This window comes from Kushneria phyllosphaerae (genome assembly GCF_900312995.1).
Lineage (GTDB): Bacteria > Pseudomonadota > Gammaproteobacteria > Pseudomonadales > Halomonadaceae > Kushneria > Kushneria phyllosphaerae.
In genome coordinates this window covers 16,151-36,914 of sequence record NZ_ONZI01000003.1, presented here as the reverse complement: position 1 = coordinate 36,914, position 20,764 = coordinate 16,151, and the positions used below count along the sequence as shown (strand labels likewise).

Annotated in this window: 23 protein-coding genes; all 23 read right to left on the bottom strand. The window is 56.8% G+C overall.

The window, feature by feature from the left end:
* Positions 1 to 3: 3 nt before the first annotated feature.
* Positions 4 to 534, bottom strand: a complete 531-nt coding sequence (rplF, locus tag KSP9073_RS10085) for a 50S ribosomal protein L6 (protein WP_108842862.1) — start codon at positions 532 to 534, stop codon at positions 4 to 6.
* Positions 535 to 543: 9 nt separating this feature from the next.
* On the bottom strand, positions 544 to 936 hold the full coding sequence (gene rpsH, locus KSP9073_RS10080) for a 30S ribosomal protein S8 (protein WP_108842861.1): 393 nt from the start codon (positions 934 to 936) through the stop codon (positions 544 to 546).
* A gap of 20 nt (positions 937 to 956) precedes the next feature.
* On the bottom strand, positions 957 to 1,262 hold the full coding sequence (gene rpsN, locus KSP9073_RS10075) for a 30S ribosomal protein S14 (protein WP_108842860.1): 306 nt from the start codon (positions 1,260 to 1,262) through the stop codon (positions 957 to 959).
* 10 nt (positions 1,263 to 1,272) lie between these two features.
* Entirely contained in the window at positions 1,273 to 1,812 is a 540-nt protein-coding gene (gene rplE, locus KSP9073_RS10070; RefSeq protein ID WP_086620784.1) for a 50S ribosomal protein L5, read from the bottom strand.
* Between the two features lie 18 nt (positions 1,813 to 1,830).
* Positions 1,831 to 2,148 carry a 50S ribosomal protein L24 gene (gene rplX / locus KSP9073_RS10065; protein ID WP_108842859.1) on the bottom strand — a complete coding sequence of 106 codons (318 nt, stop codon included), beginning with the start codon at positions 2,146 to 2,148 and terminating at the stop codon, positions 1,831 to 1,833.
* Between the two features lie 16 nt (positions 2,149 to 2,164).
* The gene (gene rplN / locus KSP9073_RS10060) at positions 2,165 to 2,536 is read right to left on the bottom strand and encodes a 50S ribosomal protein L14 (RefSeq protein ID WP_086620786.1); all 372 of its coding nucleotides are present in this window, start codon (positions 2,534 to 2,536) and stop codon (positions 2,165 to 2,167) included.
* A gap of 46 nt (positions 2,537 to 2,582) precedes the next feature.
* Positions 2,583 to 2,849, bottom strand: coding sequence for a 30S ribosomal protein S17 (gene rpsQ / locus KSP9073_RS10055; protein WP_086620787.1), 267 nt, complete (start codon positions 2,847 to 2,849; stop codon positions 2,583 to 2,585).
* A 1-nt stretch (position 2,850) separates the two neighbouring features.
* Positions 2,851 to 3,039 (bottom strand): 50S ribosomal protein L29, encoded by a 189-nt coding sequence (rpmC, locus tag KSP9073_RS10050; protein ID WP_086620788.1) that lies wholly within the window; start codon positions 3,037 to 3,039, stop codon positions 2,851 to 2,853.
* Entirely contained in the window at positions 3,039 to 3,452 is a 414-nt protein-coding gene (rplP, locus tag KSP9073_RS10045) for a 50S ribosomal protein L16 (RefSeq protein ID WP_108842858.1), read from the bottom strand. The genes rpmC and rplP overlap by 1 nt, the downstream gene beginning before the upstream one ends.
* 11 nt (positions 3,453 to 3,463) lie before the next feature.
* Positions 3,464 to 4,165: a 30S ribosomal protein S3 gene (rpsC, locus tag KSP9073_RS10040; RefSeq protein WP_108842857.1), complete on the bottom strand. Its 702-nt coding sequence runs from the start codon at positions 4,163 to 4,165 to the stop codon at positions 3,464 to 3,466.
* Between the two features lie 11 nt (positions 4,166 to 4,176).
* Positions 4,177 to 4,512, bottom strand: coding sequence for a 50S ribosomal protein L22 (rplV, locus tag KSP9073_RS10035; protein ID WP_086620791.1), 336 nt, complete (start codon positions 4,510 to 4,512; stop codon positions 4,177 to 4,179).
* Positions 4,513 to 4,526: 14 nt separating this feature from the next.
* Entirely contained in the window at positions 4,527 to 4,802 is a 276-nt protein-coding gene (gene rpsS / locus KSP9073_RS10030) for a 30S ribosomal protein S19 (RefSeq protein WP_008959165.1), read from the bottom strand.
* A gap of 44 nt (positions 4,803 to 4,846) precedes the next feature.
* Positions 4,847 to 5,674: a 50S ribosomal protein L2 gene (rplB, locus tag KSP9073_RS10025; RefSeq protein WP_108842856.1), complete on the bottom strand. Its 828-nt coding sequence runs from the start codon at positions 5,672 to 5,674 to the stop codon at positions 4,847 to 4,849.
* A gap of 16 nt (positions 5,675 to 5,690) precedes the next feature.
* On the bottom strand, positions 5,691 to 5,987 hold the full coding sequence (rplW, locus tag KSP9073_RS10020) for a 50S ribosomal protein L23 (RefSeq protein WP_086620792.1): 297 nt from the start codon (positions 5,985 to 5,987) through the stop codon (positions 5,691 to 5,693).
* Positions 5,984 to 6,592, bottom strand: coding sequence for a 50S ribosomal protein L4 (gene rplD / locus KSP9073_RS10015; protein WP_108842855.1), 609 nt, complete (start codon positions 6,590 to 6,592; stop codon positions 5,984 to 5,986). Before rplD ends, rplW begins: the two co-directional genes overlap by 4 nt.
* A gap of 13 nt (positions 6,593 to 6,605) precedes the next feature.
* A complete protein-coding gene (rplC, locus tag KSP9073_RS10010; protein ID WP_108842854.1) occupies positions 6,606 to 7,244 on the bottom strand; it encodes a 50S ribosomal protein L3 in 639 nt (212 codons plus the stop codon).
* Between the two features lie 143 nt (positions 7,245 to 7,387).
* The gene (gene rpsJ, locus KSP9073_RS10005; protein ID WP_019951460.1) at positions 7,388 to 7,699 is read right to left on the bottom strand and encodes a 30S ribosomal protein S10; all 312 of its coding nucleotides are present in this window, start codon (positions 7,697 to 7,699) and stop codon (positions 7,388 to 7,390) included.
* Between the two features lie 171 nt (positions 7,700 to 7,870).
* Entirely contained in the window at positions 7,871 to 9,064 is a 1,194-nt protein-coding gene (gene tuf / locus KSP9073_RS10000) for an elongation factor Tu (protein ID WP_108842853.1), read from the bottom strand.
* 30 nt (positions 9,065 to 9,094) lie between these two features.
* The gene (gene fusA / locus KSP9073_RS09995) at positions 9,095 to 11,212 is read right to left on the bottom strand and encodes an elongation factor G (RefSeq protein ID WP_108842852.1); all 2,118 of its coding nucleotides are present in this window, start codon (positions 11,210 to 11,212) and stop codon (positions 9,095 to 9,097) included.
* A gap of 48 nt (positions 11,213 to 11,260) precedes the next feature.
* Entirely contained in the window at positions 11,261 to 11,731 is a 471-nt protein-coding gene (rpsG, locus tag KSP9073_RS09990; RefSeq protein WP_108842851.1) for a 30S ribosomal protein S7, read from the bottom strand.
* A gap of 109 nt (positions 11,732 to 11,840) precedes the next feature.
* Positions 11,841 to 12,215 (bottom strand): 30S ribosomal protein S12, encoded by a 375-nt coding sequence (rpsL, locus tag KSP9073_RS09985; RefSeq protein ID WP_086620798.1) that lies wholly within the window; start codon positions 12,213 to 12,215, stop codon positions 11,841 to 11,843.
* A 142-nt stretch (positions 12,216 to 12,357) separates the two neighbouring features.
* The gene (rpoC, locus tag KSP9073_RS09980; RefSeq protein ID WP_108842850.1) at positions 12,358 to 16,572 is read right to left on the bottom strand and encodes a DNA-directed RNA polymerase subunit beta'; all 4,215 of its coding nucleotides are present in this window, start codon (positions 16,570 to 16,572) and stop codon (positions 12,358 to 12,360) included.
* 83 nt (positions 16,573 to 16,655) lie between these two features.
* Positions 16,656 to 20,732 (bottom strand): DNA-directed RNA polymerase subunit beta, encoded by a 4,077-nt coding sequence (gene rpoB / locus KSP9073_RS09975; protein ID WP_108842849.1) that lies wholly within the window; start codon positions 20,730 to 20,732, stop codon positions 16,656 to 16,658.
* Positions 20,733 to 20,764: the final 32 nt, after the last annotated feature.

The following is a 20,764-nucleotide window of genomic DNA, read 5'->3' as shown; positions in this document are numbered from 1 at the left end:
GCCCTATTTCTTCTTGGCTTCTTTACGAAGGATGCGTTCATCGCTGTAACGAACACCCTTGCCCTTGTAGGGCTCCGGCGGACGGAACGCACGAATCTCGGCAGCCACCTGACCAAGACGCTGCTTATCAGCGCTCTTGAGAACGATTGTGGTGTTTTTGGGCGTTTCAACAACCACGCCTTCAGGCACCTTGTAATCGATCGGGTGAGAGAAACCAAGTGTCAGGTTGAGTGTCTGACCGTTGGCCTGAGCACGATAACCCACGCCGGTAATTTCCAGCGAGCGGGTAAAGCCTTCAGTAACACCAACGACCATGTTATTGACCAGTGCGCGGGTTGTCCCGGCCATGGCCCAATTCTTGGCTGAAGCGCTGGGCTCGAACGTCAGCTGGTCTTCCTGCTGACCAATCACAACATCGTTGTGGACGTTCATTTCCAACTGCCCCTGACCGCCCCGGACGGTCAGCCTGCCTTCCTCGAGCGTGACTTCCACACCGCTGGGCAGCTTAACCGGGTATTTTGCAATCCTGGACATCATAGACTCCTAGAATACGGTGCAGATGACTTCACCGCCGACGCCTGCATGGCGCGCCGCACGATCGGTCATGACACCTCTGGAAGTGGACACGATGGCCACACCCAGACCGTCTGCTACGCGCGGCAGTTCATCCTTGCCCTTGTAGCTGCGAAGGGAAGGCTTCGAAACACGCTGAATGTGCTCGATAACCGGCTTGCCTTCGAAGTACTTGAGGACAATCGTCAGGTCAACCTTGACGTCGCCTTCAACGGAGAAGTCGGCAATGTAACCTTCTTCTTTCAAAACACGCGCGACTTCGACCTTGATTTTGGAAGACGGCATGGTGACCGTCTCCTTGGTCGCCATCTGCGCATTACGGATACGGGTCAGCATATCCGCGAGTGTATCCTGCATGCTCATCGATAACGCTCCTGATGCGATTACCAGCTGGACTTGGTCAGGCCGGGCACATCGCCACGCATAGCCGCTTCGCGCAGTTTATTGCGCCCAAGTCCGAACTTGTTGTAATAGCCGTGCGGCCGGCCGGTAATGCGGCAGCGATTACGCTGACGCACCGGACTCGAATCGCGCGGCAGTTTCTGCAGCTGCAGCTGCGCATCGAAGCGCTCTTCGTCCGAGCTTTTGGCGTTGCTGATGATCGCCTTGAGCTCGCCACGACGGGCTGCGTACTTGTCTACCAGCTCGGCGCGCTTGCGCTCGCGCTCAACCATGCTTTTCTTTGCCATGATTACACCTTTATTTCCGGAAGGGGAAGTTCAGTGCACTCAGGAGTGCACGAGCTTCTTCGTCGGTGCCGGCAGACGTCGTGATGGTGATATCCAGCCCGCGAACACGGTCAACCTTGTCGTATTCGATCTCGGGGAAGATGATCTGTTCACGCACACCCATCGAGTAGTTTCCGCGGCCATCAAATGACTTCGCATTGAGGCCACGGAAATCACGAATACGCGGAATCGCGATGTTTACCAGCCGGTCAAGGAAATCCCACATACGCTCACTGCGCAGGGTTACCTTGGTGCCGATCGGCCAGCCTTCACGGACCTTGAAGCCCGCAACTGACTTGCGCGCCAGAGTCACGATAGGCTTCTGGCCGGAAAGCTTTTCCAGATCAGCCACGGCATTGTCGATCAGCTTTTTATCGCTGGTCGCATCACCGACGCCCATATTCAGAGTCACCTTGGTGATCCGGGGCACCTGCATTACGTTGGCGTAGCCAAATTGCTCAGTGAGCTTGGCCATCACCTCGTCTTTATACTGCTCTTTCAAGTTCGCCATGTTGCCACCCGAATCGCGTTAGGCGTCGATCTGCTTTTGCGTCGACCTGAAGATACGGATCTTGGTACCGTCGTCATTCATCTGAAAGCCGACCCGATCCGCCCTGCCGGTCTCCGTATTGAAGATGGCAACGTTAGAACCGTGGATCGGAGCCTCACGCTCAACGATACCCCCTTGATTGCCGGCCGTCGGGTTGGGCTTGGTGTGACGCTTGATCATGTTCACACCTGAAACCACGTAGCGCCCGTCCTGCAGAACCCGCTTGACGGTGCCGCGCTTGCCCTTGTCCTTGCCGGCGATGACGACGACTTCATCATCACGTTTGATCTTGCGCATAATTCCGCCTCGCTCCTTACAGCACTTCGGGCGCCAGGGAGATAATCCGCATGAACTTCTCGGTACGAAGTTCGCGGGTTACCGGCCCGAAAATACGAGTGCCTACCGGCTGCTCGTTGGCGTTGTTCAATAAAACCGCCGCATTGCCATCGAAGCGGATAAGAGAACCGTCAGGACGGCGAATTCCGCTGCGTGTGCGTACTACAACGGCCTTGAGCACCTGACCCTTTTTAACACGGCCACGCGGAATTGCTTCCTTGACCGTCACCTTGATGATGTCACCAACACGGGCGTAGCGGCGGTGTGAACCACCCAGGACCTTGATGCACTGGACCCTGCGCGCTCCGCTGTTGTCGGCGACATCCAGCATTGTTTGCGTTTGAATCATCGGTTTTCTCCAAACCTGAACTGATGCACGGGTTTAGGCTGCTGCCTTACCCTCTGGCCTGCTCGACGACTTCAACCAGAGTCCATGCCTTTTTCTTTGAAAGCGGCCGACACTCTTCGATGGAAACCAGATCGCCGATGTGGGCCTGATTGGTTTCGTCGTGCGCATGCAGTTTGGTGGAGCGCTTCATGTACTTTCCGTAGATCGGATGGCGCTCACGACGCTCGATCATGACAACGATCGATTTCTCCATCCGATCACTCACCACACGTCCGGTGAGCCTGCGTGCTTGCTTTGCCTGTTCTTCGGCCATTTCAGTCCACCTTCTCGTTGAGCACAGTCTTCACGCGCGCGATGTCGCGGCGAACCTGTTTGAGCAGATGGTTCTGGCTCAACTGACCGGTAGCCTTCTGCATCCGCAGGTTGAATTGCTCGCGCAGCAGTTCGAACAGCTGCTCATTGAGCGCTTCGGTCGACTTGTCACGAAGTTCCTGAGCTTTCATTACATTACCGTCCGTTTCACAAAGGTAGTGGCAACGGGCATCTTCTGAGCCGCGAGAGTGAACGCTTCGCGTGCCATCTCTTCCGATACGCCTTCAATCTCGTAAAGAACCTTGCCGGGCTGAATCTGAGCGACCCAGTATTCGACAGAGCCCTTGCCCTTACCCATACGGACTTCGAGCGGCTTTTCGGAAATCGGCTTATCCGGGAACACACGGATCCAGATCTTTCCGCCACGTTTAACATGACGCGTGATAGCACGACGGCCGGCTTCAATCTGACGAGCAGTGATACGACCACGGCCGGTCGCCTTGAGGCCGTACTCACCGAAGCTCACGCTACTACCGCGATGCGCCAGACCGCGGTTGCGGCCCTTCTGCTGCTTGCGGAATTTGGTACGCTTGGGCTGTAACATCGACTATCCCCTTACTTGGAACCTTTCTTCTTGCCGGGAGCGCCAGTCTGCGAATTATTCTGCTTCGCACGGACTTCTTCTATCCCACCAAGAATTTCGCCCTTGAAGATCCACACCTTGACACCGATGACACCATAAGTGGTGTGCGCCTCGTAAACCGAGTAATCGATATCGGCACGCAGGGTGTGAAGGGGAACACGGCCTTCGCGATACCATTCCGTACGCGCGATTTCTGCACCACCAAGGCGGCCGGAAAGCTGAATCCGGATACCCTTGGCGCCCAGACGCATGGCGTTTTGTACCGCCCGCTTCATGGCACGTCGGAACATGACGCGACGTTCAAGCTGACCTGCGACGTTCTGCGCTACCAGCGCAGCGTCAAGCTCAGGCTTGCGAACTTCCTCAATATTGACGTGCACAGGCACGCCCATGAGGTTGGTCAGGTCGCGACGCAGGCGCTCGACATCTTCACCCTTCTTGCCAATCACGATACCCGGACGGGCAGTATGAATGGTAATACGGGCATTGTTTGCCGGACGCTCGATATGGATCCTGCTGACAGACGCGCTTTTCAAGCGCTCAAACAGGAAACTGCGAACTTTGAGATCGTTATTCAGCTTGTCGGCATAAGCACCGCGCTCGGCGTACCACACAGAAGTGTGATCCTTGACGATCCCGAGGCGAATACCGACTGGATTGACTTTTTGACCCATCTGGTCGACTCCTACTTCTCGGCTACCTTGACGGTGATATGGCAGGTACGCTTCATGATGCGATCCGCACGGCCCTTGGCACGCGGCAGGATACGCTTGAGCGTCATGCCCTCATCGACACAGATGGTCGAGACGCGAAGCTCGTCGATGTCCATGCCGTTATTTTCTTCCGCGTTGGCGATAGCGGATTGCAGTACCTTTCTCACCAGCACAGCCGCCTTTTTAGGCGAAAATGCCAGGATATTCAGCGCTTCTGCGACCGGCTTGCCCCGCACCTGATCTGCCACCAAACGAGCCTTCTGGGCGGACAGGCGAGCGCCGCGCAATTTAGCAGCTACTTCTTCCATTATGGTCCTCTCCCTTACCGCTTGGCTTTCTTGTCAGCCGCGTGACCGCGATAGGTGCGGGTGGCAGCAAATTCGCCCAGCTTGTGGCCCACCATCTCTTCCGAGACGTGAACCGGTACATGCTGGCGACCGTTATGGACAGCAATGGTGAGTCCTACCATATTGGGCAGGATCATCGAGCGACGCGACCAGGTCTTGATCGGTTTGCGGTCGCTCTTTTCCACAGCCGCCTCAACCTTCTTCAAAAGATGAAGGTCAATGAAGGGACCTTTCTTAAGTGAACGTGGCACAGCCGTTACCCCTTAAATACTGATGTTTGGCCTTGCGGCACCGTTTATCTGGCTTTGCGACGACGCACGATAAGCTTGTCGGTACGCTTGTTCTTGCGCGTCTTGTGACCCTTGGTCGGAATACCCCAGGGGGTTACCGGATGACGGCCACCACTGGTACGACCTTCACCACCACCATGCGGGTGATCAACCGGGTTCATCGCGACGCCGCGAACAGTCGGACGGACGCCTCTCCAACGCTTGGCACCGGCCTTGCCGAGCTGCCCAAGGCTATGCTCGGAATTACCGACTTCGCCCAGCGTGGCGCGACATTCAGCCAGGATGCGACGCATTTCACCGCTACGCAGACGCACGGTGGCATAGTTGCCCTCACGTGCGACCAGCTGAGCACTGGTACCCGCGCTGCGTACAAGCTGTGCGCCCTTGCCGGGCTTGAGCTCGATGCAATGAATGGTCGAACCAAGCGGAACATTGCGCAAAGGCAGAGCATTACCCTGACGAATCGGTGCGTTGACACCGGACTCCAGGCGATCGCCTTCTGCAACACCGCGGGGGGCAATGATGTAACGGCGTTCACCGTCCACATACTTGAGCAGTGCAATATGTGCGCTGCGATTCGGATCGTATTCAAGACGCTCGACGATGGCCGGAATGCCATCCTTGTTGCGCTTGAAATCTACCAGACGATAGTGCTGGCGATGGCCACCACCTACGTGACGGGTAGTGATACGACCGTTGTTGTTACGACCGCCCGAACGAGACTGTGCTTCGGTCAGCGCCGCATGCGGACGCCCCTTGTACAGCCCTTCAGTAACGACCTTCACCTTATGGCGACGGCCGGCGGACGTGGGTTTTGTCTTGACTACTGCCATGATCCGTTCTCCTGCCTCACTCGGCGCCGGTGAAGTCTTCGAGCGTTTCGCCCGCAGCCAGGGTGACGTAGGCCTTGCGATAACCGCTGCGATGACCTTCACCACGAGCGTTACGCTTGACCTTGCCTTTCATGTTCAGGACCTGGACGCTGTCGACCTTCTTTTCAAAAAGAGCTTCAACAGCTTTTTTGATTTCGGGCTTGGTAGCATCACTGGCGACCTTGAAAACGTACTGATTACGCTCTGCAGCGTAGGCAGCCTTCTCGGTCATGTGCGGGCCAAGCAGCACCTGGAATACGCGTTCCTGATTCATGCCAGCTTCTCCTCGAACTTGCGGAGGGCGGGTACGGTCATCAGCACCTTGTCATAGGCAATCAGGCTGACAGGATCCGCGCTCGACGCTTCGATCACATCCACATTGGGAATGTTGCGAGCGGCCAGATAAAGATTCTGATCCAGCTCGTCAGTCACGATCAGCACCTTTTCCAGACCGAGGTCGGAAAGACGACCAACCAGCTGCTTGGTCTTGGGGCTGTCTACGGTAAAGGCATCAACAGCGACCAGACGTTCCTGACGCACGAGTTCCGAAAGAATGGAACGCATGGCAGCGCGGTACATCTTGCGATTGACCTTCTGAGAGTGATCCTGCGGACGTGCCGCAAAGGTCACACCACCGGTACGCCAGATCGGCGAACGAATGGTACCGGCACGAGCACGACCGGTACCCTTCTGACGCCACGGCTTCTTGCCACCGCCGCTAACATCAGAACGGCTTTTCTGTGCACGGGTACCCTGACGCGCGCCTGCCAGATAAGCAGTCACGACCTGGTGAACCAGCGCCTCATTGAATTCCTTGCCAAAAGTCTCGTCGGAAATCTCGACGGCTCCGGCTCCTGCACCTGCAAGATTGAGATTCATCGTTACCTACCCCTCAGCGAGCTTTGACAGCGGTGCGCACGATCACATCGCCGCCGGCAGCACCAGGTACGGCGCCCTTGACCAGCAACAGATTGCGTTCGGTGTCAACACGGACGATTTCAAGGCTCTGAACGGTGACACGCTCGTTACCCATCTGACCGGCCATCTTTTTGCCCTTGAAGACGCGACCCGGCGTCTGGCACTGACCGATGGAACCCGGCGCACGATGCGACAGAGAGTTACCGTGAGTGGCGTCCTGCGTGCGGAAGTTCCAGCGCTTGACTGCGCCCTGGAAGCCCTTGCCCTTTGACGTACCAGTGACGTCGATGAGCTGACCTGCTTCGAAGAGGGATACGGTGAGCTCGCTTCCGGACTGCGGATCTTCTTCACCTTCGGAAAGGCGGAATTCCGCGAGGAAACGACCGGCCTCAACACCTGCGCTGGCATATTGCCCGGCAATTGCCTTGGTGAGGTGCTTGGCCTTGCGCGAGCCTGCAGTAACCTGCACGGCACGATAGCCATCAGACTCGAGAGTCTTGATGCGCGTGACGCGGTTAGGCTCGACTTCAATTACGGTTACAGGCACGGATGCGCCATCTTCGGTAAAGATACGGGTCATACCGCTCTTTTTACCGACTAAACCGATAGACATGTTCAGTCTCCTTTAGTGTACGGGGCTATCACCCGCTATGGCTGCCCTTTCCAGAGCATTCCACTAGCACATTGTGTGACGCCATCCCGGCGTGAGCGGCAGGGCCAGTGCCCTGAAATGCCGCGTAAGTGACTAGTGTTGGGTTAATCAACCTTGATCTGGACGTCTACACCCGCCGCCAGATCGAGCTTCATCAGTGCATCAACCGTTTTCTCGGTCGGCTCAACGATGTCCAGCACACGCTTGTGAGTACGGATCTCATACTGATCACGCGCGTCCTTGTTGACGTGCGGAGAAATCAGAATGGTATAACGCTCGCGCCTGGTAGGCAGCGGAATCGGACCGCGAACCTGCGCACCAGTGCGCTTGGCAGTATCCACAATTTCCTGTGCGGACTGATCGATAAGACGATGATCAAAGGCTTTCAAGCGAATGCGAATCTTCTGGTTCTGCATTACCCGGGACTCCAGGGAAATTCAAGACGATGTCTGACGCCGATGGGCGCCTGACCGCCTACGCACGCCTCAAAAGGATGCGCATTATAGGCAGGCACTCGCTCAGAGTCAAACATGCATATGACAAAGGGGCCTCCCGACGGAGGCCCCTTTAGATTTCGAGCCTTTAAATCACTCGACGATCTTGGCCACAACACCAGCGCCAACGGTACGACCGCCTTCGCGAATGGCGAAACGCAGTCCGTCTTCCATGGCGATCGGAGCAATCAGGGTGATAACCATCTTGACGTTATCGCCCGGCATAACCATTTCTACGCCTTCCGGCAGCTCACAGGTACCGGTCACGTCAGTGGTACGGAAGTAGAACTGGGGACGGTAGCCCTTGAAGAAAGGCGTGTGACGACCACCCTCTTCCTTGGACAGGATGTAGACTTCAGACTCGAACTTGGTATGCGGCTTGATGCTGCCCGGCTTGGCCAGAACCTGACCACGCTCGACGTCATCACGCTTGGTACCACGCAGCAGGGCACCAACGTTCTCACCGGCACGACCTTCGTCGAGCAGCTTGCGGAACATTTCGACACCGGTAACGGTAGTCTTGACGGTGTCCTTGAGGCCGATGATCTCGACTTCTTCACCCGGCTTGACGATACCACGCTCTACACGACCGGTAACAACAGTACCACGACCGGAGATGGAGAAAACGTCTTCGATCGGCATCAGGAACGGCTGATCGATGGCACGCTCGGGCTCGGGGATGTACTCATCCATGGCGCGAACGAGGTTGGCAACGGCAGTTGTACCCATGCCATTGTCGTCCTTGCCTTCCAGTGCCATCAGAGCAGAACCAATGATGATCGGCGTGTCATCACCCGGGAAGTCGTACTCGGACAGAAGCTCACGAACTTCCATCTCTACCAGCTCGAGCAGCTCTTCATCGTCAACCATGTCAGCCTTGTTCAGGAAGACAACGACGAACGGAACGCCGACCTGACGAGACAGCAGGATGTGCTCGCGAGTCTGCGGCATCGGGCCATCAGCGGCAGAACAGACCAGGATAGCGCCGTCCATCTGGGCAGCACCGGTGATCATGTTCTTGACGTAGTCAGCGTGACCCGGGCAGTCAACGTGCGCGTAGTGACGCATTTCAGACTGATACTCAACGTGTGCTGTTGAGATCGTGATACCACGCTCACGCTCTTCAGGAGCGTTGTCGATGGTAGAGAATTCACGCCAGTCACCGCCAAACACTTCGGCAGAAACACGTGTCAGGGCCGCAGTCAGCGTAGTCTTGCCATGGTCAACGTGACCGATGGTGCCTACGTTTACATGCGGTTTGGAACGTTCAAATTTTTCCTTGGCCACTGCTATAACCTCTTTGTCAGCTAACGGTTATCATTTCTGGTTAATGACGGCTTCGACGATGCTGGACGGTGCCTCATCGTACTTCGCAAACTCCATGGAGTAGCTTGCGCGGCCCTGGGTCTGAGAACGCAGATCGGTCGCATAACCGAACATCTCACCCAGCGGCACCATGGCACGGATAACCTTACCGGAAATAGTGTCATCCATACCCTGAACAAGACCGCGCCGACGGTTAAGATCGCCCATGACATCACCCATGAAATCTTCGGGTGTTACCACTTCAACGCTCATCACCGGCTCGAGCAGAACTGCTCCGGCCTTGCGTGCGCCCTCCTTGATTGCCATCGATGAGGCAACCTTGAAGGCATTCTCATTGGAGTCGACGTCGTGATAGGAACCGTCATACAGCGCAACCTTGACGTTAATCATCGGATAACCGGCGATGACACCGTTCTGCAGCTGCTCAAAGGCACCCTTCTCGACTGCCGGCACATATTCCTTGGGTACTGCACCACCTACGATCTCGGAATTGAACTTGAAGGTCATTTCCGGATCGTCCCCACGGTCTTCGTCTGTCAGCGGCGAAATGCGCAGGTAGACATGACCGAACTGGCCACGACCACCGGACTGACGAACGAACTTGCCCTCCTGCTCGACGCTTTTCTTGATCGTCTCGCGATAGGCCACCTGGGGCTTGCCGATATTGGCTTCCACCTTGAACTCGCGACGCATGCGGTCAACGAGAATGTCGAGGTGAAGCTCACCCATACCGGAGATAATGGTTTGTCCGGTTTCTTCGTCGGTCTTGACGCGGAACGAGGGATCTTCCTGAGCCAGTTTGCCCAGAGCGATACCCATCTTTTCCTGGTCAGCCTTCGACTTGGGTTCAACGGCCACCGAAATAACCGGTTCCGGGAACTCCATGCGCTCCAGCACGATCTTCGAATTCGGATCACAGAGCGTGTCGCCGGTCGTGACATCCTTGAGGCCAACACAGGCAGCGATATCGCCCGCGTAAAGCTGCTTGATCTCCTGACGGCTGTTGGCGTGCATCTGAACGATACGACCAACGCGCTCTTTCTTGTCCTTCACCGAATTATACATCTGGTCGCCGGAATTCAGCACACCCGAGTATACGCGAATAAAGGTCAGCGTTCCGACGAAGGGGTCGGTTGCGATCTTGAATGCCAGTGCCGAAAACGGTGCACTGTCATCCGCTTCACGCGTCTCAATGGTGCCAGCAGCATCATCAAGCTCACCTTCGATGGCCTTGACCTCGGTGGGCGACGGCAGATATTCAATGACGGCATCCAGCATGGCCTGAACGCCCTTGTTCTTGAACGCAGAGCCACAGGTGACCAGAACAATTTCATTGTCCAGCGTACGACGTCGCAGACCGGCCTTGATTTCCTCAACGGAAAGCTCACCTTCTTCAAGGTACTTTTCCATCAATTCTTCAGAAGATTCGGCTGCAGCCTCAACCATATGCTCATGCCATCCCTGAGCCGTTTCCTGCAGCTCTTCCGGAATGTCGACGAGGTCATAGGTCATGCCCTTGTCTTCTTCATTCCAGAGAATGGCCTTCATCTGGAGAAGGTCGATGACGCCCTTGAATTCGTCTTCTGCGCCCCAGTTGATCTGGATCGGCACAGCGTTGGCGCCCAGACGCTTGCGCATCTGATCCACAACCATGAAGAAGTCGGCACCGGCGCGGTCCATCTTGTTAACGAAGACCATGCGGGGAACTTCATAGCGATTTGCCTGGCGCCATACGGTTTCGGTCTGCGGCTGAACACCGGAGCTGCCACACAGCACGACGATCGCGCCATCAAGAACACGCAGGGAGCGTTCAACTTCAATGGTGAAGTCAACGTGCCCGGGCGTATCGATGATGTTGATGCGATGCTCATCGAACTGCTGATTCATGCCGCTCCAGAAACAGGTGGTGGCAGCAGAGGTGATGGTAATACCACGCTCCTGCTCCTGCTCCATCCAGTCCATGACAGCGGCACCTTCGTGCACTTCACCGATCTTGTGAGAAAGACCCGTGTAGAAAAGCACACGTTCGGTTGTCGTTGTCTTGCCGGCATCAACGTGGGCGCAGATACCGATATTGCGGTAGCGCTTAAGAGGAGTCTTGCGTGCCACGATAGCGTATCCTGTAGTTGGAAGCGCCTTCGCCTGAAGGCGCTTCTATTAGAAGCGGTAGTGAGAGAAGGCCTTGTTGGCTTCTGCCATACGATGGACGTCCTCACGCTTCTTGACAGCAGCACCCTTGCCTTCAGCCGCATCCAGCATTTCGCCGGCCAGCCTCTGCACCATGGTCTTCTCACCACGATTACGTGCCGCGTCCACCAGCCAGCGCATGGCCAGCGCATGACGACGGGAAGGACGCACTTCAACGGGCACCTGATAGGTAGCACCGCCAACACGACGTGATTTAACTTCGACCATGGGCTGGATGGCTTCCAGTGCCTTGTCGAAAATGTCCAGCGGCTCATCATTGGAGCGTTCGGCAACCCGATCCAGCGCACCATATACGATGCGCTCGGCGACGGATTTCTTGCCGCTGATCATCAGATGGTTCATGAACTTGGCCAGGCGCTCGCTTCCGAACTTGGGATCCGGCAGGATGTCGCGCTTCGCCGCAATACGTCTTCTAGGCATGATAAGCCCTCAGTCAGAAGAGTCTTTCAGGTAAACCCGGGACCAAACACTTCAAGGTGCGCTGCCCGGCCTTACTCTTATCAGACCGTGTAAATTAAGTAGATACCGATCAGGATTTCGGCTTTTTGGTGCCGTACTTCGAACGCGACTGCTTACGGTTTTGAACACCAGAGGTATCCAGCGCACCGCGAACAGTATGATAGCGCACACCCGGAAGATCCTTTACTCGACCGCCACGGATCAGAACCACGGAGTGTTCCTGAAGGTTGTGACCTTCACCGCCAATATACGAAGCCACTTCGTAACCGTTGGTCAGGCGCACACGGCAGACCTTACGAAGCGCCGAGTTCGGCTTCTTGGGTGTGGTCGTATAAACGCGCGTACAAACGCCGCGGCGCTGCGGGCATGCCTGCAGCGCAGGGACGTCGCTTTTGGCCTGCGGGCGCTTGCGGGGCTTGCGCACCAGCTGATTAATCGTTGCCATAAAAGGCTCGCTCCAATGATGATGATACAAAACAGCAGAGACAGGACGCACCTGCCCCTACTGTTAAAGGCTGCGAATTCTAAGGGTTCGCCCGCAAGGGCGTCAAGTCCTGCGCCATAACTGACGCAGGACCCTGTGCCCCCTAGAGGTCGTCGTCGGCATCCAGCGCAGTCAGATGCTCACCCAGCTGCTGTTCGACATCGAAAGCAGAAGGATGCGGATCACGCTTGGCACCCTCCTTCCTGCGACGACGTTCGGCATGATGGGTAAGCCCCGTGCCTGCAGGGATAAGGCGACCAACCACCACGTTTTCCTTCAGACCACGCAGATAGTCGCGCTTGCCGGTGACAGCCGCTTCGGTCAGTACGCGCGTGGTCTCCTGGAAGGACGCCGCCGAAATAAAGGATTCGGTCGCCAGCGATGCCTTGGTAATACCCAGCAGAACACGGTCGTACTTGGCAGGGAACTTCTCCTGCTCATGCAACCGCTCGTTTTCCGCCAGTACACGGACCAGTTCAACCTGATCGCCAGGAATCAGCGTACTGTCTCCAGCATCGATGATTTCTACCTTGCGCAGCATCTGACGCACGATGGTTTCGATGTGCTTGTCATTGATACCAACGCCCTGCAGACGGTAGACGTCTTGGATTTCTGCGGTGATGTACTTGGCCAGCTCACTCACACCCAGCAGACGCAGAATGTCGTGCGGGTTACTGGGGCCATCGGAAATGACCTCACCACGCTCAACGGTCTCACCTTCAAAGACACCAATCTGACGCCACTTGGGAATCAGCATTTCGATCGGGTCACCATCGGCAGGCGTAATCATCAGACGACGCTTGCCCTTGGTTTCCTTGCCGAAGGTGATGGTACCAGTGGCTTCAGCCAGCACCGAGGCTTCCTTGGGCTTGCGCGCTTCGAACAGGTCGGCAACGCGCGGCAGACCACCGGTGATGTCCTTGTTACCGGACGCTTCCACCGGAATACGAGCGACAACTTCACCGATGCCGATCGCAGAACCATCGTCAACGGAGACAATCGCATTACCGGGCAGCATGTACTGTACCGGTGTATTGGAACCCGGCAGGGAGACTGCTTCACCATGCTCGTTTTGCAGCATGATCATCGGGCGCTTGTCGCGACCGGACGTCGGACGGTTACCGGACTCGATGATCTCAATGGAGGAAAGCCCCGTCATTTCATCAACACTTCTGTTGATGGTGACGTTTTCTTCCATGTCGGTGAACTGGATGCGACCCTGCACTTCCGAAACGATCGGGTGCGTGTGCGGATCCCACTTGGCAACCACCTGGCCGGGCTCAACCTGCGCACCGTCCTTGATGGACAGCTCGGCGCCATAAGGCAGCTTGTAGTACTCGCGCTCACGGCCATGCTCATCGGCAACGGCCAGCGCACTGGAGCGAGAGACCACAACCAGCTTGCCGTCGCTGCGCTCAACATGCTTCATGTTGTGCAGTCGGACGCGGCCACCATGCTTGACCTGGACACTGTCCACGGCCGAAGCACGCGAGGCCGCACCACCGATGTGGAAGGTACGCATGGTCAGCTGAGTACCCGGCTCACCGATCGACTGTGCCGCAATGACACCCACCGACTCACCCACGTTGACCACGTGGCCACGGGCCAGATCGCGGCCATAGCAGGAAGAGCAGACACCATGCGCCGTTTCACAGGTGATGGTCGAGCGCACCACAATCTCGTCAACACCCATGGTATCGAGACGATTGCACCATGCTTCGTCCAGCAGCGTGTTACGCGGGATCAGTACTTCCTGCGTCTGCGGATCCACGACATCGCGGGCCACAACACGACCCAGAACACGCTCGGCCAGCGAGACGATGATATCGCCACCCTCGATAACCGGATGCAGCGTCAGACCTTCTTCCGTGCCGCAATCAACCGCGGTGACGACCACGTCCTGAGCCACATCGACCAGACGGCGCGTCAGATAACCGGAGTTGGCCGTTTTGAGTGCCGTATCCGCCAGACCCTTACGAGCACCGTGCGTCGAAATAAAGTACTGGAGTACGTTCAGACCTTCACGGAAGTTGGCCGTGATCGGCGTCTCGATGATCGAGCCATCCGGCTTGGCCATCAGACCACGCATACCGGCCAGCTGACGAATCTGGGCCGCACTACCACGCGCCCCGGAGTCCGCCATGATGAAGACGCTGTTGAACGAGTCCTGTTCGACCTTGTTGCCTTCGCGATCAGTGACCGTTTCCTTGGAAATACCGGTCATCATGGCACGGGCGACCTTGTCATTCGCCTTGGACCAGATATCGATGACCTTGTTGTATTTCTCGCCGGCAGTCACAAGGCCCGATGAGAACTGATCCTCGATTTCCTTCACTTCGTCCTCGGCCGCTTCGATGATCTCCTTCTTGGAGTCGGGAATCACGAAGTCGTTAACACCGATGGAGGCACCCGACCAGGTCGCCAGACGGAAACCGGTGTACATCAGCTGGTCGGCAAAGATGACGGTTTCCTTCAGACCCACCAGGCGATAGCCGGCGTTGATCAGCTGGGAAATCGCCTTTTTCTTCATGGACTTATCGACCATTTCGAACGGCATGCCGCGCGGCACGATGCGATATAACAGCGCACGTCCCACGGTGGTGTCCTTGACCGAGACCTGCTCGACCAGCTCACCGCTCTCTTCATCACGCGCCCATTCGCTCAGACGAACACGAATGCGAGCATGAAGATCGACGCTCTGGGTACCAAAGGCGCGCTCAACCTCGTTGAGGTCAGAGAAGGCCATGCCTTCACCCTTGGCACCGATGCGCTCGCGGGTCATGTAATACAGACCCAGTACAACGTCCTGCGACGGAACGATGATGGGATCACCGTTGGCCGGCGAGAGCACGTTGTTGGTCGACATCATCAGTGCACGCGCTTCGAGCTGGGCTTCCAGCGTCAGCGGCACGTGTACGGCCATTTGGTCGCCGTCAAAGTCGGCGTTGTAGGCCGCACAGACCAGCGGGTGCAGCTGAATCGCCTTGCCTTCGATCAGCATCGGCTCGAACGCCTGGATACCCAGACGGTGAAGCGTCGGCGCACGGTTAAGCAGCACCGGATGCTCACGAATCACGTCGGCAAGAATGTCCCAGACTTCGGGCATTTCACGCTCGACCAGCTTCTTGGCGGCCTTGATGGTAGAGGCCTGACCGCTACCCTGCAGCTTCGAATAGATGAACGGTTTGAAAAGCTCAAGCGCCATCTTCTTGGGCAGACCACACTGATGCAGACGCAGTGTCGGACCCACGGTGATGACAGAACGGCCGGAGTAATCGACACGCTTGCCCAGCAGGTTCTGACGGAAACGACCCTGCTTGCCCTTGATCATGTCGGCCAGCGACTTCAGCGGGCGCTTGTTCGAGCCGGTAATGGCACGACCACGACGACCGTTGTCCAGCAGGGCATCAACCGATTCCTGCAGCATGCGCTTTTCGTTGCGCACGATGATGTCCGGTGCAGACAGATCCAGCAGTCGCTTGAGACGGTTGTTACGGTTGATCACACGACGATAAAGGTCGTTGAGATCGGACGTCGCAAAGCGGCCGCCGTCCAGCGGTACCAGCGGACGCAGGTCCGGCGGCAGTACCGGCAGCACTTCCATGACCATCCAGCCCGGATGGTTGCCCGAACGGTAGAAGGCTTCCAGCAGCTTGAGGCGCTTGGAAAGCTTCTTGATCTTGGTGTCCGAGTTGGTCTGCGGAATTTCTTCACGCAGACGATCGATCTCTTCACCCAGATCGATATCGGACAGCAGCGCCTGAACGGCTTCGGCACCCATGCGGGCATCAAAGTCGTCGCCAAACTCTTCAAGCGCTTCGAAATACTGCTCATCGTTGAGCAGCTGGCTGCGCTCAAGCGTTGTCATGCCGGGATCGATGACCACGAAGGACTCGAAATACAGCACGCGCTCGATATCACGCAGCGTCATGTCCAGCAGCATGCCGATACGTGACGGCAGCGACTTCAGAAACCAGATATGCGCGACAGGAGAAGCCAGCTCGATATGGCCCATCCGCTCACGACGTACGGACGCCTTGGTGACTTCAACGCCGCACTTTTCACAAATGATGCCGCGGTGCTTCATGCGCTTGTACTTGCCGCACAGGCACTCGTAATCCTTGACCGGACCAAAAATCTTGGCACAGAACAGGCCATCGCGTTCTGGCTTGAACGTCCGGTAGTTAATGGTCTCGGGCTTTTTGACCTCGCCAAACGACCAGCTGCGGATCATGTCCGGAGAAGCAAGCGAAATCCGAATGGCATCAAACTCTTCGGACTGCGCCTGCGATTTAAGAACTTTGACCAGATCTTTCATGGGGTCGGCTCCGTTGCGGAGTTGTCATGAGCGGGGCCCGATTAATCGGGGCCCCGCGGACCTTCATAGGGTAAAGGCGGCGTTTAGCCTTCCAGCTCGATGTCGATACCCAGCGAGCGGATTTCCTTGACCAGTACGTTGAAGGATTCAGGCATACCCGCCTGCATGCTGTGATCACCGTCGACGATGCTCTTGTACATCTTGGTACGACCTTCGACATCGTCGGACTTGACCGTCAGCATTTCCTGCAGCGTATAGGCGGCGCCATAAGCTTCAAGTGCCCAGACTTCCATCTCACCGAAGCGCTGGCCGCCGAACTGCGCCTTGCCGCCAAGTGGCTGCTGAGTAACCAGCGAGTACGAGCCGGTGGAACGCGCATGCATCTTGTCATCCACAAGGTGGTTGAGCTTGAGCATGTACATGTAACCCACCGTCACCGGGCGATCAAATTTCTCGCCGGTACGACCGTCGTACAGTGCCATCTGACCGGAGTCCGGCAGATCGGCCAGACGGAGCAGGCCCTTGATTTCCTGCTCATGGGCACCATCGAACACCGGAGAAGCAATGGGCACGCCGCCCGAGAGGTTCTTGGCCAGGGCCAGAACTTCATCGTCGGTCAGCTCATCAATGTTTTCCTGGCGCCCGCCACTGGTGTTGTACACCTGATGCAGGAACGCGCGAATCTCGGTGAGCTGCTGCTCACGTGCATTTCGCATCATGCGCTCGATCTTGACGCCCAAGCCATGAGCCGCCATGCCCAGGTGCGTTTCAAGAATCTGACCAACGTTCATGCGCGATGGAACACCCAGCGGGTTGAGCACGATGTCGACCGGTGTGCCCTCGTCATCAAACGGCATGTCTTCGACCGGCATGATGGCCGAGATAACACCCTTGTTACCGTGACGACCGGCCATCTTGTCACCAGGCTGGATACGACGCCTGACGGCCAGATACACCTTGACGATCTTCAGAACGCCCGGCGCCAGATCATCGCCCTGAGTGAGCTTGCGCTTCTTGTCCTCGAAACGCTCCTCCATCTCCTTGCGACGAATTTCCAGCTGTTCGTCGGCCTGATGCAGCAGCTCATTGAGCGCCTCATCCTGCATGCGGATCTTCGACCACTGCGAGCGCGGCAGCTCTTCGAGATACTCGTCGGTGACCAAATCGCCCTTGGAAAGCCTCGGCCCACCGTTGACCGGCTGACCGGACAGCGTGCGCTGCAGACGTTCAAAGGTCGCATTCTCGGCGATGCGATAGGTTTCCTGCAGATCCTTGCGCACTTCGTCAAGCTGCTGCTGCTCGATGGAAAGCGCACGCGCATCCTTGTCAACGCCGTCACGGGTAAAGACCTGAACGTCGATGACCGTACCGCGCATCCCGGTGGAAGCGCGCAGCGACGTATCCTTCACATCGCTGGCCTTCTCACCAAAGATGGCTCGCAGCAGCTTCTCTTCCGGTGTCAGCTGGGTTTCGCCCTTGGGCGTCACCTTGCCGACCAGAATGTCGCCCGGATTGATCTCGGCGCCAATATAGACCACGCCGGATTCATCAAGCTTGCCCAGTGCCGCTTCGCCCACGTTGGGAATATCCGAGGTAATTTCCTCGGCGCCCAGCTTGGTATCACGCGATACGCAGGTCAGTTCCTGAATATGGATCGTGGTAAAGCGATCTTCTTCAACCACGCGCTCCGAGATCAGCATGGAGTCTTCGAAGTTGTAGCCATTCCAGGGCATGAAGGCGATACGGATATTCTGACCTAGGGCCAGATCTCCGGTATCTACCGACGGGCCGTCTGCCAGAATATCGCCAATGGCAATATGGTCTCCCTGGCGCACTATCGGGCGCTGGTTCTGACAGGTGTTCTGGTTGGAACGCACGTACTTCGTCAGGTTGTAGATATCAACACCGGCTTCACCGCCGATGATTTCATCTTCATTGACCCGGATAACGATACGCTTGGCGTCCACGGAGTCCACCAGACCGCCGCGTCGAGCGACGGCGCAGACGCCGGAATCGCGTGCCACGAAACGTTCCATACCGGTTCCGACCAGAGGCTTGTCGGCCTTCAGAGTCGGCACCGCCTGACGCTGCATGTTCGAACCCATCAGGGCGCGGTTGGCGTCATCGTGCTCGAGGAACGGAATCAGGGCAGCAGCCACCGACACGACCTGGCGCGGCGACACATCCATCAGGGTCACCTTGTCAGGCGCCATGAAGGTTGTCTCACCCCTGTGACGCACCTGAACCAGGTCGTCGATCAGCTGACCATTCTCATCGACCGTGGCCGAGGCCTGAGCGATGATGAAGTCGCCTTCCTCGATCGCCGAGAGGTGCACGACCTCGTCGGTCACCTGACGATTTTCTACCTTGCGGTAGGGCGTCTCGAGGAAACCATAGTGGTTGGTATGGCTGTAGGTGGCCAGCGAGTTGATCAGACCGATGTTCGGGCCTTCAGGGGTCTCGATCGGGCACAGACGACCATAGTGCGTGGCGTGTACGTCACGTACTTCAAAGCCGGCACGTTCGCGGGTCAGACCACCCGGCCCGAGTGCAGACACACGACGCTTGTGCGTGACCTCGGACAGCGGATTGTTCTGGTCCATGAACTGGGAAAGCTGTGAAGATCCGAAGAACTCCTTGACCGCTGCCGCGACAGGCTTGGCATTGATCAGATCCTGTGGCATCAGGCCTTCGCTTTCAGCCATGGACAGGCGTTCCTTGACCGCACGCTCAACGCGCACCAGGCCCACACGGAACTGGTTTTCGGCCATTTCGCCAACACTACGAATACGGCGGTTACCCAGGTGGTCAATGTCATCGACATCGCCAAAGCCGTTACGAATATTGATGAGCTCTCGGAGCACATCAATGATATCGCTGTGGGTCAGGACACCCGGGCCTTCGTCGGTATCCCGGCGCAGGCGACGGTTGAACTTCATGCGACCAACGCCGGAAAGGTCATAGCGGTCTTCGCTGAAGAACAGATTGTTGAACAGCGATTCAGCCGCTTCCTTGGTCGGCGGCTCACCCGGACGCATCATGCGATAGATTTCAACCAGCGCTTCAAGCTGCGAACCGGTGGAATCAACACGCAGGGTGTCAGAGATGAACGACCCGGTATCCAGATCGTTGGTGTAAAGCGTCTCAATGGTGGTAATGCCGGCCTGACCGAGCTTTTCAAGCATCTCAAGGGTCAGTTCAGTATTACAGGCCACCAGCAGCTCACCGGTATTCGGATCGACCTGATCCTTGGCCAGCGTCTTGCCCAAGAGATATTCCATCGGTACGTCAAGACGTTCGATGCCCGCCTTTTCCAGCTGACGGATATGCTTCTGGGTAATACGACGACCTTCTTCAACGATGACATTGCCATCATTGTCGGTCATATCAAAGCTGGCCGTCTCGCCGCGCAGACGTGAAGGCACCAGCTGAACAGAGAAGCCGTTTCTTTCGACGTGATAAACATCAGTGTCGAAGAAGTAACCGAGAATATCCTCGGCATTATACCCCAGCGCGCGCATCAGCACGGTTGCCGGCAGCTTGCGACGACGGTCGATGCGGACAAACACGTTGTCACGCGGATCAAACTCGAAGTCTAGCCAGGAGCCGCGATAAGGAATCACACGGGCCGAGTACAGCAGCTTGCCCGACGAGTGACTCTTGCCCTTGTCGTGATCAAAGAACACGCCCGGGCTGCGGTGGAGCTGAGAAACAATAACGCGTTCGGTACCGTTGACCACAAAGGTACCGTTCTCGGTCATCAGGGGGATTTCCCCCATGTAGACTTCCTGCTCCTTGATATCCTTGATCGCCTTGTTCGAAGACTCGCGATCGTAGATGATCAGACGTACCTTGACACGCAGGGGTGCAGAATAGGTCACGCCTCGCAGTTGGCATTCCTTGACATCAAAGGCAGGATTGCCGAAGCGATAGCTGACATATTCGAGTGCCGCGTTGCCCGAAAAGCTTTCAATCGGAAACACGGACTTGAAGGCGGCATGCAAACCAATATCATGGCGACCTTCAGGGGCACGATCCTGTTGCAGGAAGTCATAATAGGAATCAAGCTGGATGGCCAGTAGATAAGGCACATCCATTACTTGGGGCAGTTTGCTGAAATCCTTGCGGATGCGTTTTTTCTCAGTGTATGAGTAAGCCATCTGTAGTCCCCAGCTTGTTCACCATGAGTGAC

Excerpts from the sequence above, each read along its gene's own strand:
- rplN (WP_086620786.1), bottom strand. The coding sequence starts at position 2,536 with ATGATTCAAACGCAAACAATGCTGGATGTCGCCGACAACAGCGGAGCG.
- rpsG (WP_108842851.1), bottom strand. The coding sequence starts at position 11,731 with ATGCCTAGAAGACGTATTGCGGCGAAGCGCGACATCCTGCCGGATCCC.
- rplW (WP_086620792.1), bottom strand. The coding sequence starts at position 5,987 with ATGAATCAGGAACGCGTATTCCAGGTGCTGCTTGGCCCGCACATGACC.
- rpoB (WP_108842849.1), bottom strand. The coding sequence starts at position 20,732 with ATGGCTTACTCATACACTGAGAAAAAACGCATCCGCAAGGATTTCAGC.
- rplF (WP_108842862.1), bottom strand. The coding sequence starts at position 534 with ATGTCCAGGATTGCAAAATACCCGGTTAAGCTGCCCAGCGGTGTGGAA.
- rpsQ (WP_086620787.1), bottom strand. The coding sequence starts at position 2,849 with ATGGCCGAAGAACAGGCAAAGCAAGCACGCAGGCTCACCGGACGTGTG.
- rplV (WP_086620791.1), bottom strand. The coding sequence starts at position 4,512 with ATGGAAGAAGTAGCTGCTAAATTGCGCGGCGCTCGCCTGTCCGCCCAG.
- rpsH (WP_108842861.1), bottom strand. The coding sequence starts at position 936 with ATGAGCATGCAGGATACACTCGCGGATATGCTGACCCGTATCCGTAAT.
- rplX (WP_108842859.1), bottom strand. The coding sequence starts at position 2,148 with ATGCGCAAGATCAAACGTGATGATGAAGTCGTCGTCATCGCCGGCAAG.
- rpoC (WP_108842850.1), bottom strand. The coding sequence starts at position 16,572 with ATGAAAGATCTGGTCAAAGTTCTTAAATCGCAGGCGCAGTCCGAAGAG.
- rpsJ (WP_019951460.1), bottom strand. The coding sequence starts at position 7,699 with ATGCAGAACCAGAAGATTCGCATTCGCTTGAAAGCCTTTGATCATCGT.
- rplB (WP_108842856.1), bottom strand. The coding sequence starts at position 5,674 with ATGGCAGTAGTCAAGACAAAACCCACGTCCGCCGGCCGTCGCCATAAG.
- rplE (WP_086620784.1), bottom strand. The coding sequence starts at position 1,812 with ATGGCGAACTTGAAAGAGCAGTATAAAGACGAGGTGATGGCCAAGCTC.
- rplP (WP_108842858.1), bottom strand. The coding sequence starts at position 3,452 with ATGTTACAGCCCAAGCGTACCAAATTCCGCAAGCAGCAGAAGGGCCGC.
- rpmC (WP_086620788.1), bottom strand. The coding sequence starts at position 3,039 with ATGAAAGCTCAGGAACTTCGTGACAAGTCGACCGAAGCGCTCAATGAG.
- rplC (WP_108842854.1), bottom strand. The coding sequence starts at position 7,244 with ATGTCTATCGGTTTAGTCGGTAAAAAGAGCGGTATGACCCGTATCTTT.
- rplD (WP_108842855.1), bottom strand. The coding sequence starts at position 6,592 with ATGAATCTCAATCTTGCAGGTGCAGGAGCCGGAGCCGTCGAGATTTCC.
- rpsL (WP_086620798.1), bottom strand. The coding sequence starts at position 12,215 with ATGGCAACGATTAATCAGCTGGTGCGCAAGCCCCGCAAGCGCCCGCAG.
- rpsN (WP_108842860.1), bottom strand. The coding sequence starts at position 1,262 with ATGGCAAAGAAAAGCATGGTTGAGCGCGAGCGCAAGCGCGCCGAGCTG.
- rpsC (WP_108842857.1), bottom strand. The coding sequence starts at position 4,165 with ATGGGTCAAAAAGTCAATCCAGTCGGTATTCGCCTCGGGATCGTCAAG.